At 74.5% G+C, this 15,047-nt stretch carries 11 protein-coding genes and 1 tRNA gene; 9 read left to right on the top strand and 3 right to left on the bottom strand.

Features of this window, described 5'->3' with window-relative positions; translation table 11 throughout:
* Window positions 1-53: 53 nt before the first annotated feature.
* A complete protein-coding gene (locus tag FH969_RS04875; protein ID WP_139986337.1) occupies window positions 54-1,424 on the bottom strand; it encodes a zinc-dependent metalloprotease in 1,371 nt (456 codons plus the stop codon).
* Window positions 1,425-1,541: 117 nt separating this feature from the next.
* Between FH969_RS04875 and FH969_RS04870 the strand changes: the two genes are divergently transcribed.
* Entirely contained in the window at window positions 1,542-2,672 is a 1,131-nt protein-coding gene (locus FH969_RS04870; RefSeq protein WP_234417513.1) for a YlbL family protein, read from the top strand.
* A 38-nt stretch (window positions 2,673-2,710) separates the two neighbouring features.
* Here FH969_RS04870 and FH969_RS04865 read toward each other — a convergent pair whose 3' ends face one another.
* Window positions 2,711-3,364 (bottom strand): PPA1309 family protein, encoded by a 654-nt coding sequence (locus FH969_RS04865; protein ID WP_108720219.1) that lies wholly within the window; start codon window positions 3,362-3,364, stop codon window positions 2,711-2,713.
* Window positions 3,365-3,528: 164 nt separating this feature from the next.
* On the opposite strand from FH969_RS04865, the gene FH969_RS04860 reads away from it, so the two are divergent.
* The 3 genes from FH969_RS04860 (at window position 3,529) to FH969_RS04850 (ending at window position 8,042) form a co-directional block, all read left to right on the top strand.
* On the top strand, window positions 3,529-6,516 hold the full coding sequence (locus tag FH969_RS04860; RefSeq protein WP_108719366.1) for a UPF0182 family membrane protein: 2,988 nt from the start codon (window positions 3,529-3,531) through the stop codon (window positions 6,514-6,516).
* Window positions 6,517-6,900: 384 nt separating this feature from the next.
* Window positions 6,901-6,974: transfer RNA gene (locus tag FH969_RS04855), tRNA-Met, on the top strand.
* A 186-nt stretch (window positions 6,975-7,160) separates the two neighbouring features.
* Window positions 7,161-8,042 (top strand): fumarylacetoacetate hydrolase family protein, encoded by an 882-nt coding sequence (locus FH969_RS04850; RefSeq protein ID WP_246071712.1) that lies wholly within the window; start codon window positions 7,161-7,163, stop codon window positions 8,040-8,042.
* 75 nt (window positions 8,043-8,117) lie between these two features.
* Here FH969_RS04850 and fucO read toward each other — a convergent pair whose 3' ends face one another.
* The gene (gene fucO, locus FH969_RS04845) at window positions 8,118-9,269 is read right to left on the bottom strand and encodes a lactaldehyde reductase (RefSeq protein WP_139986336.1); all 1,152 of its coding nucleotides are present in this window, start codon (window positions 9,267-9,269) and stop codon (window positions 8,118-8,120) included.
* 224 nt (window positions 9,270-9,493) lie between these two features.
* On the opposite strand from fucO, the gene FH969_RS04840 reads away from it, so the two are divergent.
* The 5 genes from FH969_RS04840 to FH969_RS04820 all read left to right on the top strand — a co-directional run bounded on the left by FH969_RS04840 (window position 9,494) and on the right by FH969_RS04820 (window position 14,998).
* Window positions 9,494-10,675 carry a glycosyltransferase gene (locus tag FH969_RS04840; protein WP_246071716.1) on the top strand — a complete coding sequence of 394 codons (1,182 nt, stop codon included), beginning with the start codon at window positions 9,494-9,496 and terminating at the stop codon, window positions 10,673-10,675.
* Window positions 10,672-11,802 carry a glycosyltransferase family 4 protein gene (locus FH969_RS04835; protein ID WP_139986334.1) on the top strand — a complete coding sequence of 377 codons (1,131 nt, stop codon included), beginning with the start codon at window positions 10,672-10,674 and terminating at the stop codon, window positions 11,800-11,802. The genes FH969_RS04840 and FH969_RS04835 overlap by 4 nt, the downstream gene beginning before the upstream one ends.
* A gap of 4 nt (window positions 11,803-11,806) precedes the next feature.
* Entirely contained in the window at window positions 11,807-12,604 is a 798-nt protein-coding gene (locus tag FH969_RS04830; RefSeq protein WP_180359672.1) for a GDSL-type esterase/lipase family protein, read from the top strand.
* A 143-nt stretch (window positions 12,605-12,747) separates the two neighbouring features.
* Window positions 12,748-14,217 (top strand): glutamate synthase subunit beta, encoded by a 1,470-nt coding sequence (locus tag FH969_RS04825; protein WP_139986332.1) that lies wholly within the window; start codon window positions 12,748-12,750, stop codon window positions 14,215-14,217.
* 7 nt (window positions 14,218-14,224) lie between these two features.
* Window positions 14,225-14,998 (top strand): TetR/AcrR family transcriptional regulator, encoded by a 774-nt coding sequence (locus FH969_RS04820; RefSeq protein ID WP_139986331.1) that lies wholly within the window; start codon window positions 14,225-14,227, stop codon window positions 14,996-14,998.
* The last annotated feature ends 49 nt before the right edge of the window (window positions 14,999-15,047 follow it).

Here is a 15,047-nt window from a genome sequence, read left to right as displayed (position 1 = left end):
CCCTGTGGACGGCTGCCCTGTGGACGCGCTCGTCGACAGGGCGTCCGCTCGCGTCAGCTCGAGGGGGGCTGCTCGCCGTCGGGCTGCTCGCCCCCGAGGATCTCGGCGAGGGCGGCGTCGAGCTCGGCCTCGGACTCCTCGGCGAAGCGCCGGCGCGCGAGGAACGCGGCGCCGTCGTCGAGGTCGTCGGCCTGCGGCAGGAGGTCGGGGTGCTCCCACAGGGCGTCGCGCTGCTCCGGCCCGCCGGCAGCGACGAGCGAGCCCCACAGGGCCGCAGCCTCGCGGAGCTTGCGCGGGCGCAGCTGCAGGCCCACCAGGGTCGCGAAGACGTGCTCGGCCGGGCCACCCGCGGCCCGGCGACGGCGCAGCATCTCCCGCAGCGGAACGGCGTGCGGCAGGTGCGGGGCGACGGCGCGTCCCGCGACGTCCTCGACCCAGCCCTCGACGAGGGCGAGCGCGGTCTCGAGGCGTTCCAGTGCTGCGGCCTGCTCGGGGGAGACCTCCATCGCGAACACGCCGCCCGACAGCGCGGACCGCAGGGCGTCCGGGTCGGTGACGTCGATGCTCCGGACCGCCTCCTCCATCCGGTCGACGTCGATGGAGATGCCGCGGGCGTACTCCTCGACGAGGCCGAGGATGTGCGGGCGCAGCCACGGGACGTGCGCGTACAGGCGCGCGTGCGCGGCCTCGCGCACCGCGAGCAGCTGCAGGACCTCCTCGGGTCCGGCGTCCAGACCCTCGGCGTAGGCCGCGACGTTGCTCACCACGAGTGCGGTGCCGTGCCCCTCGACGAGCGGCAGGCCGGTGTCGGAGGTGCCGAACACCTCGCGGGCCAGGGTCCCGGCGGCCTGCCCGACCTGCATGCCGAACACCGAGCCGCCGAGGCGGCGCAGCATCTCGCCGCCGCCCTCCTGGATCGGGAGGTCGGCCTGCTGGGCGGCGATGACACCCGCCAGGGCGTCCGCGACCGACGTCGCGACCGGCGACGTGAGCCGCTTCCAGACCTCCATCGTGCCCTCGACCCACTGCGCGCGGCTCCACGCCGATCGGCCCCCGCCGGCGGGCGGCAGGTCGGTGGCGGCGTCGAGCCACAGGTCGGCGACCTGGAGCGCGGAGACCGCGCGGCTGGCCTGCGCCGTGGTGAGCGAGGGGTCGCCGCCCGTGTGGGCCGTCTGGCGGGCGATGTCGCGCGCCAGGTCCCAGTTCACGACGTCGTCGCCCCCGGTCGCCATGAGGCGCTGCATCTGCAGCATCATCGCCTGCAGGGAGGCGGGGTCCATCGGCAGGCCCGTGGCCTCCGCCATCCCGGCGGGGTCGAACCCCCCGGCCTCGAGCGCCTCGAGCGCCTCCCGGGCACCCTCCTCGCCCAGCATCTGCCGCAGGAGCAGCTCCCAGCTGCGCCGGGCGTCCTCGCTGTCGGGCATGGCCGCCCCTTTCGTTCGGTGGTCTCACGCTATCCGCGGCGCGCTCACCGCTCCACGGCCTGGCGGCTCGCTTTCGCTCACGGCGCACTCCCAGCCGCGGGCCCCACAATGGGCTCCGTGTCGAACCCGCCCACGCCCGTGACCGACCCCGCGCCGCGGACGTTCGCCCCGATGCCGCGCCCCGTCGCGTGGTGGGAGCGCATCCCGGCGCCGGTCGTCACGCTGGCGACGCTCACGCTCGGCCTGCTCACGCTCTGCCTGCTGATCCCGGTCCCGTACGCGGTGCGCCAGCCCGGCCCGACGGTGGACACGCTCGGCGAGTCCGGTGACACGCCGCTCATCTCCATCCCCGACGCCGAGACCTTCCCGACCGCCGGCGAGCTGCGCCTCACGACGGTGTCGGTCGCCGGCGGACCGGGCTACCCGGTCGGACTCACGCAGGTGGTGCAGGGCTGGCTGGACCCGCGCACGACGGTGGTGCCGCGCGAGAGCGTGTTCCCGCCCGACCAGACGCAGGAGGAGAGCGCCGAGCAGTCCCAGGCGCAGATGACCTCCTCGCAGGAGAACGCGACCGCCGCGGCGCTCGAGGCGCTGGGCTACGACGTCACCGCGACGCTGGAGATCGCCGGCGTCATCGACGGCGGCGCCTCGGCCAGCGTCGCGCAGGAGGGCGACGTCATCACCGGTCTCACGGTCGACGGCGAGGCGCACGCCATCGACTCGTTCACCGCCCTCTCGGACCTGCTCGAGGCGACGCCGCCCGGGACGGACGTGACGCTCGTCGTGGACCGGGACGGCACCAGCACCGACCTGGCGATCACGACCGGGGACGACGGCGAGGGCGGCAGCGTCCTGGGGGTCCTGGTCGACCCCACGTTCGACTTCCCGGTGGAGGTGGACATCGAGATCGCCAACATCGGCGGACCCAGCGCGGGCACGATGTTCGCCCTCGGGATCATGGAGAAGCTCACCGAGGGTGACCAGACCGGCGGTCAGGTGATCGCGGGCACCGGCACCATCGACATGACGGGCGACGTCGGGGCGATCGGCGGCATCGTGCAGAAGATGTACGGGTCGGTGCGCGACGGCGCGCACTACTTCCTCGCGCCGGAGTCCAACTGCGCCGACGTGGTGGGCAACGTGCCGGACGGGCTGCAGGTCGTGAGCGTGGCGACGCTCGAGGATGCGTGGACCGCCGTCCAGGCCATCGGGGCCGGCACCGCCGAGGACCTGCCGACCTGCTCCTGAGCGTCGATCGGTCCTGGGGCGCGTCGCTCCCGCGAGACTCAGCCCAGCGTCGCGGCGAGCGCCTCCACGAGGCCCGGCACGGCGTCGGGGGAGCCGGCGACGTCCTGGTCGGTGTCGTGCGCGCGGGTGCGGACCGCGCACCAGGACTCACCCGTGCGCAGCACCCCGACGGCGAGGCGCACGTCCTGCGCCTTCGGGTGCGCCGCGAGCGCGGCGAGCGCCGCCTCACGGTCGGCCGCCCGCTGGCGAGCCGCGCCCGAGGCGAGCCGATCGCCGGTGGCGGGTTCGCCGTCGGGCGCGTGCGCCTCGTCCGGCTCGATCGGGTCGGAGAGGTGCGCCTCGAGCTCGGCCTCCGCCTCGGGCGGCAGGACGACGCGCTCGACGGTGAGCGCCACGCCGTCGACCGTCTCGGGCCAGCCGAGCTGCGCGAGCAGCTCCTCGAGCGTGTCCGCGGCGGGCAGGCCCTCCTGCTCGACCGCGACGAGCTGGTAGGGGTCGGGCGACTCCGGGAAGACGCCCGCGAGGGAGGGGTCCGCGGCCAGCGCGCGGTGGCTGTCCACGAGGGCGAAGACCCGCGCCGGGCCGTCCCAGCCGTCGGCGGCGACGTGTGCCTCGGTCTCGTGCACGCAGCGCGCGAGCGACGGCGTGCGGTCGGGGGAGGCGGCGGTCGGGTCGGGAGAGGCGTCGGTCACGGACCCAGTCTCGCCCACCGCCGGGTCGACCGCGGGGAAGGCGATGCCAGGCCGTGGGAAAGCCGTGGGAAACTTGTCGGGCCGCGCGGCCGTTGTCCCTGGGAGCCGCGGCTTCCCGGGTGTGGCTCGCGACCCACGCGTTCCCGACCCAAAGGTTCCCGCCCGTGACCTCCGCCGCTCCGGCCAGGCCCCACCGCCGGTCCGCCCTCGGACCCACCGTCCTCATCGTCGCCGCCCTGCTCGTCCTGACGTTCATCGCGTCGGGCCTCGTGACCGAGTGGCTGTGGTTCGCCCAGCTGGACGCCGAGCAGGTGCTGCGCACGCAGTGGCTCGTGCGTGGCGGCCTGTTCGTGGCGGGTGCGCTGCTCCTCGGCGGGGCGACGTACCTCAACCTGCACATCGCCTACCGGACCCGGCCCGTCTACGCGCCGGCCACGCCCGAGCAGCGCAACCTGGACCGGTACCGGGAGGCCGTCGAGCCGCTGCGGCGCGCGGTGCTCATCGCGGCGCCCGCGGTGCTGGGGCTCTTCGGCGGGCTCGCCGCGAGCAGCCAGTGGCAGACCGTCCTGCTGTGGGCGAACGGCACGTCGTTCGGTGAGGCCGACCCCCAGTTCGGGCTGGACATCTCGTTCTTCGTCTTCGTGCTGCCGGGGCTGCGGTTCGTCGTCTCGTTCCTCATGGCCACCGTGTTCATCTCTGGCGTGGCCGCCGTCGTGACGCACTACCTCTACGGCGGGCTGCAGGTCGGCCAGGCGCCCCACGTCAGCCCGGCCGCGCGCGTCCACCTGGGCGTGATCGCCGCGGTGTTCGCGCTGCTCATCGCCGCCTCCTACTGGCTCGACCGCTACTCGCTGCTGTCCCAGGAGGGCACCCGGTTCGACGGCGCGGCGTACACCGACATCAACGCGGTGCTGCCGGGCCGGGAGATCCTCGCGGGGATCGCCGTCGTGGTCGCGGTGATGTTCGTCGTCGCGAGCGTGCGGGGCACGTGGAAGCTGCCGGCCGTCGCCGTCGCGCTCATGGTCGTCTCGGCGATCGTGCTCGCGGGGATCTACCCGGCGCTCGTGCAGCGCTTCCAGGTGGCGCCGAACGAGCAGGACCTCGAGACGCCCTACATCCAGCGCAACATCGACTCCACGCTCAAGGCGTACGGGCTGGAGAACGTCGAGCGCGAGGACTACGCGGCGACCACGAACCCCGAGCAGGGCGCGCTGCGCGAGGACGCCGACGCGACGGCGAGCATCCGCCTCATGGACCCGACGATCATCTCGCCGACCTTCCGCCAGCTCCAGCAGATCCGGCAGTACTACACGTTCCCGGACGACCTGTCGGTGGACCGCTACGCGCTGGACGACGGCACGGCCGACACCGTGATCTCCGTGCGCGAGCTCGACCTCGACGGTCTCGGCTCGGGCCAGCGCAACTGGACGAACGACCACACGGTGTACACCCACGGCTTCGGCGTGGTGGCCGCGTACGGCAACGTGCCCGGCGCCGGCGGCCAGCCGGACTTCTTCGAGGGCGACATCCCCTCCACCGGCCGGCTCGGCGACTACGAGCCGCGGATCTACTTCGGCCAGGAGTCCCCGGAGTACTCGATCGTGGGTGCCCCCGAGGGCACCACGCCCTGGGAGGTCGACTACCCCTCCGACGACTCCGACGGCGAGGTGCTGTCCACGTACACGGGCGACGGTGGCCCGACGATCTCCAACCCGTTCGTGCGGACGCTGTTCGCGCTCAAGTTCGGCAGTCAGGAGATCCTGTTCTCCGACCGCGTGACCAACGAGTCGCAGGTGCTCTGGGACCGCGACCCGCGCACCCGGGTGGAGAAGGTCGCGCCGTTCCTCACGGTGGACTCCTCCGCGTACCCGGCCGTCATCGACACCGACGGCGACGGGACGAAGGAGGTGGCGTGGATCGTCGACGCGTACACCACGTCGAACGACTACCCCTACTCCAAGCGGCAGCAGCTGCAGGAGGCGACGATCGACTCCCGCCTCGTCGGCGCGGACGGCCAGCCGCTCACGGTGGCGCAGCTGCCCGAGTCGATCAACTACATCCGCAACTCGGTCAAGGCCGTGGTGAACGCCTACGACGGCTCGGTCACGCTCTACGCGTGGGACGAGTCCGACCCGCTGCTCAAGGCGTGGGAGAACGTCTACCCGGGCCTCGTGCAGCCGCTGACCGAGATGACCGGCGACCTCATGAGCCACGTGCGCTACCCGGAGGACCAGTTCAAGGTCCAGCGCACGATTCTCAACACCTACCACGTGACCGACGCCGGGCAGTTCTTCGCCGGGTCGGACTTCTGGCGCACGCCGGAGGACCCGACGAAGAGCAGCGGCGTCTCGCAGCCGCCGTACTACCTCACGCTGCGGATGCCCGACCAGGACACGGCGTCGTTCTCGCTGACGACCTCGTTCATCCTCAATGCCAACGACCGGAACGTGCTGCGTGCGTTCGCGGCCGTGGACGGTGACGCCGGCTCGGAGGCCGGCGTGAAGGGCGAGGGGTACGGCACGATCCGGCTGCTCGAGCTGCCCGCCGGCTCCGCGGTGCCCGGCCCGGGGCAGGTGCAGAACAACTTCGACTCCGACCAGGCCGCAGCCAACACCCTCAACATCCTCAACAGCCAGGGCTCCGAGGCCGTGCGCGGCAACCTGCTGACGCTGCCGGTGGGTGGCGGGTTCCTCTACGTGCAGCCGGTGTACGCGCAGGCGTCCTCGGGCACCCAGTACCCGCTGCTGCGGTACGTGCTCGCGGCGTTCGGCGACAAGGTCGGCTTCGCCACGACGCTTGACGAGGCGCTGGACCAGGTGTTCGGCGGCGACTCCGGCGCGAACGCGGGCGACGCGGGCACCGATCCCGACGTCGAGGTGCCGCCGGTCGACCCCGGCACGACGCCGACGCCGAGCCCCACGGCCAGCGCGGAACCGACCCAGGCGCCGACGTCGGGCACCGGCACGGACACCTCGACCCCTCAGGGCCGCCTCAACCAGGCGCTGCAGGACGCTCAGTCGGCGCTCGCCGCCGGGCGCCAGGCACAGGTCGACGGCGACTGGGCCGCGTACGGCGAGGCGCAGGACGCGCTCGACGACGCGATCCAGCGGGCCATCGACGCGCAGGAGGAGATCGAGGGTTCGGCCGGCTGAGGTTCGACTGGAGTCGTCTCGCGGAGGTGCCGGGACCGGGGGTGGCCCGGTGCCGGCGCCTCCGGCGTCTCGGGGGCCGCTTGGCCGTGGCGGACGGCTGCGCGTGCGGCGGCGCGGTGCGCTTTGACTGGAGGCCCCGACGCTTTGACTGGTCGGATCGCCGAGCGTCGGACCCGCATCCCCGTGACCTGCACCTTTGCCTGGCCCGGACGTCGCCTGGGCGGCCCGACCAGTCAAAGCGTCGGGGCCTCCAGTCAATGTGTCGGGGCGCCCGGTCGGCGCGCGCGCCGAGCGGCTCCGCGCGGCCGCACGAGGGCCCTTCGCGGACCGGTCGAACCGCCGATTTGGCCCTCCGGCCGAGGTCGCGTAAGGTAGAGGAGCCGACGCGGGGTGGAGCAGCTCGGTAGCTCGCCGGGCTCATAACCCGGAGGTCGCAGGTTCAAATCCTGCCCCCGCTACACAGTGCCGAAGGCCCGGACCGACAAGGTCCGGGCCTTCGTCGTTCCTGCGCTGCTGCAGGGCGACAGCCCACGGTCGACCCTCGCGGGGTCTGCGGCCGAACAACCCGCCCGACCCCACCGCCGCCCGATAGCCTGCCCGAGGGCCGGCAACGCGTGCCGGCCACGGACGAAGGAGCGCACCGCGTGAGACTGGTCAGCATCGACGTGGACGGGTCGGAGATCCCCGCAGCCGTGGTCACGGCGCCGGACGGCGTCGATCGCGTCCTGGACCTGCGGGAGGTCGCGGACGCGACCACGCTGGTGGAGGTCCTCGCGGACGAGGCGAGGCTCGCCGTCGTCCGCGAGGCCGTGACGAAGGCCGAGGCGGACGCCGACACCGCGACCCTGCCCACGCTCGACTCCGTGCACCTGGCCCCGCCGGTGCGCCCGCGCACGATCCTGTGCCTCGGCTACAACTACCGCGGCCACCTCGAGGGCGGCGAGACCGACCCCGAGCACCCCAACGTCTTCGTCAAGACGCCCGGTGTCATCGCCTCGCCGCAGGACCCGGTGACGATCTGGTCCAGCACGCCGCAGGTCGACTACGAGGGCGAGATCGCCGTCGTGATCGGGCGACGCGCGTGGCGGGTGAGCGAGGCGGACGCGCTCGCGCACGTCGCGGGTTACGCGCTGTTCAACGACGTCTCCGACCGCGACTGGCAGAGCCGCACCAACCAGTGGGCGCTCGGCAAGAGCGTGGACGGCTTCGGCCCGCTCGGCCCGTGGATCGTCACTACGGACGAGGTCGGCGACCTGTCCGGGCGCGACGTCGAGGTGGAGCGCAACGGCGTGATCACGGTCCGCTCGAGCACCGACGCGATGGTGTTCGGCGTCGCGTTTCTCGTGCACCACCTGTCCCAGATCATCACCCTGGAGCCGGGGGACATCATCTCGACCGGCACGCCCGCGCGCTCCGACGAGGCGCAGGCCGTGCACACCCCGATCGCCGACGGCGACGTCGTGACGGTCCGGGTCACCGGCCTGGGCGAGCTCACCACGCGCTTCGTCAGCGAGCAGCCGGAGTAGCCGCCCAGACAAAAGGCGCCCGACGGCGAGGACTCGCTCCTCGCCGTCGGGCGCCTTCTCGTTCGCTCGGGTCGCTCAGAAGATCGAGCGGTACAGGTCCTCGATCTGCGCGACCGAGGCGGGGCGCGGATTGCCGCCGGCGCACACGTCGTCGAACGCGGCCTGGGCCAGCGCCGGCAGGTCCTCCTCGCGGGCGCCGATCTCGCGCAGCGTGGTGGGGTTGCCGAGCGCGCGGGTGAGGTCGGCGACGGCCTCGACGGCGGCCTTGCGCACCGTCTCGACGTCCATCTCGGCCGCACCGGCGACGCCGAACGCGAGCGCGACGTCGCGCAGCTTCTCGCCGGTCTCGGGCGCGTTGAACGCCATCACCGGCGCGAGCAGGATGCCGTTGGCCACGCCGTGCGGGGCGGAGTAGAACGCGCCGAGCGGGTGGGCCATCGCGTGCACGAGGCCGAGGCCGACGTTGGAGTAGCCCATGCCCGCCACGTACTGACCGAGCGCCATGCGCTCCATGGCGGCGGCGTCGCCGTCGGCCGCGGCCGGCAGCGAGGCGGCGATCGTCTGGATCGCCTTGAGGTGGAACAGGTCCGACAGCTCCCACGCGCCGAGCGTGGTGTAGCCCTCGATCGCGTGCGTGAGCGCGTCCAGCCCGGTGGCCACCTTGAGCGCGCGCGGCGCGGTCGCCATCATCTCGGGGTCGACGACGGCGAGCACGGGGATGTCGTGCGGGTCCACACAGACGAACTTGCGCTGGCGCTCGACGTCGGTGATGACGTAGTTGATCGTCGTCTCCGAGGCGGTGCCCGCCGTCGTGGGCACGGCCACGATCGGCACCGACGGGCTGGTCGTGGCCGCGACGCCCTCGAGGGAGCGGACGTCGGAGAACTGCGGGTTGGTCGTGATGATGCCGATCGCCTTGCAGGTGTCCTGCGGCGAGCCGCCGCCGACGGCGACGAGCACGTCCGCACCCGACGCCGCGAACGCGGCCACGCCGGCCTTGACGTTCTCGATCGGCGGGTTCGGCTGCACGTCGCTGTAGACCTCGAAGGGGATGTCCGCGGCGTCCAGCAGGTCGGTGACGCGGGCGACGACGCCCGAGTCCACGAGCACCTGGTCGCTCACCACGAACGCCTTGCGGAAGCCGCGCCGCTGGAGCTCCTCGGGGATCACCGAGATGCTCCCGGCGCCGAAGTACGCGGTCTGGTTCCAGATCATCCGCTGTGCCATCCGGCACCACCCTCCTGCGGCACGTGGGCGCCGCGCCCTGGTCACGCCGTCGGTGGCGTGAATCGTTTCAGGACATAGCAAACCATCAGGCGGCGGCCCACGGCAGGGCCGAACGTCCCGCCGACGCGCGCGTTCACCCCCCGTTCGCCCCGCCTGCCGGAACCCGACAGGCCACGGCCAACCCGCCGTCGTGCGCAGTGCCTACCGTCGAAGCCGTGCGGGTCATGGTGGTGACCGAGTCCTGGCTTCCCTCGACCAACGGTGTCGTCCGCTCCGTGCAGCAGGTGCTCGCGCACCTGGTGGACCAGGGCGCCGACGTCAGCCTCGTCGCGCCCGGCGCGACGCAGGCGAGCGTGCCCGACGGCGTCACCCACGTCCTCGCCACGCCGTGCGTCCCGCTCGCGCGCCTCGGGTACGCCGCGAGCGTCCCGACGCCCGGGCTGGAGCGGTTCGTGCGGCGGCACCGGCCCGACGTCGTGCACGTCGCCTCGCCGTTCCTGCTGGGTGCCCAGGCGATCCGGGCGGGCGCCGAGCTCGGCGTGCCGACCGTCGCGGTCTACCAGACCGACGTCGCCGCGTTCGCGGCCGCGCACGGGTTCGCCGTCGCGAGCTCCTCGGCCTGGCGCTGGATCGTGCGCACGCACCGCGGCGCGACCCGGACGCTCGTGTGCACGCAGGACGCCGTGCGCGCGCTGCGGGTGCGGGGCGTACCGCGCGTGCACCACTGGCAGCGCGGCGTGGACCTGGAGCTGTTCGACCCGGCCCGGCGCAGCCACGCCGAGCGGCGCCGGCTCGCCGGCGGCCGCGACGTCCCGGTGGTGGGCTACCTCGGGCGGCTCGCCCTCGAGAAGGAGCTCCACCTGCTCGAGGCGCTCGCGGAGCGGGACGACCTGGCGCTCGCCGTGATCGGTGACGGTCCGAGCCGCGAGCTCCTCCAGCAGCGCCTCCCGCGGGCGACGTTCACCGGGTTCCTCGGGGGCGAGGACCTGGCCAGGGCGACGGCGAGCCTGGACGTCTTCGTCCACCCCGGACGGCACGAGACGCTGTGCCAGGGGGCGATGCAGGCGATGGCCGCGGGCGTCCCGGCCGTCGTCCCGGCCGCCGGCGGGGCGGCCGAGCTGGTGCCCGACGCCGCCGGGCGCCGGTTCACCCCGGGCAGCGCGACCCAGCTCGCCGACGCCGTCGACGCGGTGCTCCGCGACCGCGACCGGCTGGGTGAGCGGGCCCGCGAGCTCTCGCAGGGCCGCAGCCTCGCGGCGTCGCTGCGGGCGCTGGAGCAGCACTGGGCAGGCGCCGTCGCAGCTCACGCGGCGCAGCGGACGGCCGGGCCCACCGGGACGGCCGGGACGGCCGAGCCGTCGGGCGTGCCGACGAGCCGGACGAGGAGAACGGGAGCAGCCGCATGAGGATCCTTCAGGTCGCCAACTTCGTCGCACCCACGTCGGGCGGCATCCGCACGGCGCTCGCCGCCTGGGCCACCGAGTACGTCGCCGCGGGCCACGAGGTCACCGCGCTCGTGCCGGAGGCCGCCGAGCCCGTCGCCTCGTGGTGGCCGGCTCACCCCGACCCGCGCACGGTGCCGGGGATCGCCGCGGCCGCGCCCGGCTACCGGGTGGTGGTCGGGCGGGGGAGCGTGCTCGACGTCATCCGCGACGTGCGGCCCGACGTCATCGAGCTGAGCGACCGGACCACGCTGCGCTGGCTCGGACCGTGGGCCCAGGCCGCAGGGATCGGCTGCGTCCTGGTCGCGCACGAGCACGTCGGCGACGTCGTGCGCGCCGCGGGCGTCCCGGGGCCGCTCGCGCGCGGCGTCGCGGACTCGGTGAACCGCACGGCCGGGCTGGACCACCACGCGGTGGTCGCACCGAGCCGGTACGCGGCGCGCGAGGTCGCCCGGCACGGCGCCGCCGTGCAGGTGGTGCCGCTCGCCGTCGACCACACGGTGTTCCGCCCGCGCCCCGAGCCGGTCGCGCCCTGGCGCGAGGACCGCACGCTCGCGCTCGTGCACGTGGGCCGGCTGTCGCGGGAGAAGGACCCGATGCTGTCCGTGGCGACGCTGGCCGCGCTCGTGCGGCGCGGGGTCGACGCCGAGCTCACGATCGTGGGCGACGGTCCGATGCGCGGGGCGATCGCCCGCGCCGCCGCCGCGCTGCCGGTCGAGCTCGTCGGGCACCGCGCGCCGCACGAGGTGGCCCGGCTGGTGGGGGACAGCGACGTGCTGCTCGCACCCGCGCCCGCCGAGACGTTCGGCCTGGCGGCGCTCGAGGGCCTGGCCTGCGGCACGCCCGTGGTGTGCGCCGCGACCGGCGCGCTGCCCGAGGTCGTGGGCGCGGGTGGGCGCGTCGCGGTGCGCGACGCGGACGCCTTCGCCGACGCCGCGCTCTGCCTCGCGCGCGACCCGGCGGCGCGCGAGCGGGCCCGGCGGCACGCGGTCCCGTTCACCTGGCGCACGTCGGCCCGGCGGATGCTCGCGATCCATGCCGCGGTGGCGGAGCGGGCGCGCACGGCGGCGCCCGACCAGGCCGCCCGCTGACGCCGTGCGCCTGTTCACGATCGGCGACTCCCTCGCCGCCGGCGTGCTCGAGGTGGGCAGCCCGCAGCGACAGCGCCCGTTCCCCGACCTTCTGGCCGACCTCGTGCGCGCCCGCGGGACCGCCGTCACGACGGCGAACGCCGCCCGGCCCTCGGCCACGCTCGCGGACGCCCGGCGGCGCCAGGCCGCGGAGCTGCGGGCGTTCCGCCCGACCGTCGCGATCGTCTGGGTGGGGCTCAACGACGTCCTGCGCTGGACGTTCGACGCCGGCGCGGTGCGCGACGCGCTCGAGGAGGTGCTCGACGTCGTGCGGGCCGCCGGCGCGCGGCCGCTCACCGCGACGATGCCGCGGCCGGGTGAGGTGCTCGGCATCCCGGGGTGGTCCGGGCGGCGGATCGGCGCGCGGGTCGAGGCGCTCAACGAGCAGGTGCTCGCGGCGGGTGCGGCTCGCGGCGCCGTCGTGCTGGACCTCGGGGCGCTGGCGCGCGGACGTCGCGCGACCGCGTTCGGGCCCGACGGCGTGCACCTGAGCCCGTACGGGCACGCGCTCGTGGCCCACGGCTACCTCGACCTGCTCGAGCGGGCGGGGCTGGTACCGGGGCTGGTACCGCTCCCGGAAGCGCGGCTCGTCCCGGCCGACGCCGCCCTCGTGCCCGGGCGGGCCTGGACCCCGGCGGACCGCGCCGCGTGGGCCGCGACGAGCGGCGCGGTGTACGCGGCGCGCCGCGCGATCGCCGCCTCGGCCGGGCGCCTCGGGGCGGGCACGGCTCCCGACGGCGAGCCCGCCTCCCGCGCGACGTAGACGAGGTGGGGAGTAAGGGCTCGCGGGCGCCGTCTCACGGGACGTAGGTCGTGCGCGAGGGTGCCCGTCCTGCCTTACCCTGGCGGGGACCCGCGCACCGAGCCCGACCCGCGTGCGCCCCCCACGTCCAGGGAGGTGGAGACGTGGCCGATCCACGCGGCTTCCTCAAGGTGCGACAGCGCGAGCTGCCCGCCAACCGTCCCGTGCCCGTGCGCATCATGGACTGGCAGGAGGTGCACGCCCACCGCGCCCAGACGCCCGAGGAGTCGGCGACCCTGAACCGCCAGTCCGGGCGCTGCATGGACTGCGGCGTGCCGTTCTGCCACATGGGTTGTCCGCTGGGCAATCTCATCCCGGAGTGGAACGACCTCACCTGGCGCGACCAGTGGGCCGACGCCTCCGACCGCCTGCACGCCACGAACAACTTCCCGGAGTTCACCGGTCGCCTCTGCCCCGCACCCTGCGAGACGGCGTGCGTCCTCGGCATCAACCAGGAACCCGTCACGATCAAGAACATCGAGGTGCACATCGCGGAGGAGGCGTTCGAACGCGGTCTGCTCGAGCCCCAGCCGCCGCAGTGGCTGACCGGCAGCACGGTCGCGGTGATCGGGTCGGGCCCCGCCGGGCTCGCCGTCGCGCAGCAGCTCACCCGCGTCGGCCACACGGTCGCGGTGTACGAGCGCGCCGACAAGATCGGCGGCCTCATGCGGTACGGCATCCCCGAGTTCAAGATGGAGAAGTGGGTCATCGACCGCCGGCTCGCGCAGATGGAGGCCGAGGGGACCCGGTTCTACCCGAGCACCACCGTCGGCGTCGACATCACGGGCGCGGAGCTGCGCGCGCAGTACGACGCGGTCGTGGTCGCCACGGGCTCCACCATCCCGCGCGACCTGCCCGTCCCCGGTCGTCAGCTCGACGGCGTGCTCCAGGCCATGGAGTACCTCGTGCCCGCGAACCGGGTCGCGCTGGGCGAGGAGGTCGAGGGCCAGGTCGTCGCGACCGGCAAGCACGTCGTCGTCATCGGCGGCGGCGACACGGGCGCCGACTGCCTCGGCACGGCGCTGCGCCAGGGCGCCACGTCGGTCACACAGCTCGAGATCATGCCCCGCCCCTCGGACGGCCGCCCCGCGCACCAGCCGTGGCCGACGTACCCGATGCTCTACCGCGTCTCCAGCGCGCACGAGGAGGGCGGTGAGCGGCGCTACGCCGTCTCCACCACGGAGATGGTGGGCGACGACGAGGGTCGGATCGCCGCGTTGCGGCTCGTCGAGGTCGCGCTCGTCGACGGCCGGTTCACGCCCGTCGAGGGCAGCGAGTTCGAGATCCCGGCCCAGCTCGTGCTGCTCGCCATGGGCTTCGTCGGCGCCGAGACCGACCTGCTCAGCCAGCTCGGGCTGGACACCACGCCGCGGGGGAGCGCCGTGCGCACCCGCGACTTCGCGACCGCCCAGGACGGCGTCTTCGTCACCGGCGACGCCGGCCGCGGCCAGTCGCTCATCGTGTGGGCCATCGCCGAGGGCCGCGCGACCGCGGCCGCGGTGGACGCCTACCTCACCGGATCGACCGCGCTCCCCGCCCCCGTGCACGCGGAGCAGCTCTCCCTCCAGGTGTGACCCGCGGATGACGAGCGAGACCGATCGGCCGGCTCCGGCGGGGCGCGCCGCCCTCGACGGCGAGCCACGCCTCGCGGACGACGGCCGGCCCTCGCCGCGTCCCGACGGCGAACCCGGCCTCGCGTCCGACGGCGCCGAGCGCCCCGCGCGGGTCGTGCGGCGGGACGCGCGCCGCAGCCGCGAGCTGATCGTCGCCGCGGCGCGGGAGCTGTTCGCCCAGCGGGGGCTCGGCGTCGGGTTCAACGAGGTCGCACACCACGCGGGCGTCGGCGTCGGGACGGTCTACCGCCGGTTCGCCGACAAGGAGTCGCTCGTGCGGGAGGCCCTCGCAGCCCCGCTGGCCGAGATCGTCGCCGTCGCGGAGGAGGCCTCGCAGGCCGAGCGCGCCTGGGACGGCCTCGCGATGCTGCTGGACCGTGGCGCCGACCTGCTCGCCGCGAACCTGGGGCTGCGCGACGTCGCGCTGGCACCCGAGCGCCGCGTCGAGGTGCTCTCGGACGGCGTGGACGCGCTCGCCGCGGTCGGGGAGCGGCTCCAGGAACGCGCCCTCGCCGAGGGCGACCTGCGGGCCGGTGTCACGGGCGAGGACGTGCTGCTGCTGCTCTGGATGGTGAGCGAGGTCGCGGAGAACTCCTCCGACGTGCGGCCCGACGCCTACCGCCGCTACCTGCGCATCGTGCTGGACGGCATTCGCTCCGGACCCGGCCGGGGCGACCTGGGCGACCCCGTGACGCCCGAGCAGGCGCTGGAGATCGGCCGCCGCTGGGGCGCACGGGGCTGACCGCGCCGGTCGTTCGCCGTCGCGCCTTTCGCCTTGGAACCTTCCGCCG

Source organism: Miniimonas arenae (assembly GCF_006351005.1).
GTDB lineage: Bacteria > Actinomycetota > Actinomycetes > Actinomycetales > Beutenbergiaceae > Miniimonas > Miniimonas arenae.
This window is presented reverse-complemented; position numbering and strand designations above follow the sequence as displayed.

Bases quoted from the DNA above. Each gene is read 5' to 3' on its own strand.
- FH969_RS04840 (WP_246071716.1), top strand. From the start codon at position 9,494: ATGGTGGTGACCGAGTCCTGGCTTCCCTCGACCAACGGTGTCGTCCGC.
- FH969_RS04875 (WP_139986337.1), bottom strand. From the start codon at position 1,424: ATGCCCGACAGCGAGGACGCCCGGCGCAGCTGGGAGCTGCTCCTGCGG.
- FH969_RS04835 (WP_139986334.1), top strand. From the start codon at position 10,672: ATGAGGATCCTTCAGGTCGCCAACTTCGTCGCACCCACGTCGGGCGGC.
- FH969_RS04820 (WP_139986331.1), top strand. From the start codon at position 14,225: ATGACGAGCGAGACCGATCGGCCGGCTCCGGCGGGGCGCGCCGCCCTC.
- fucO (WP_139986336.1), bottom strand. From the start codon at position 9,269: ATGGCACAGCGGATGATCTGGAACCAGACCGCGTACTTCGGCGCCGGG.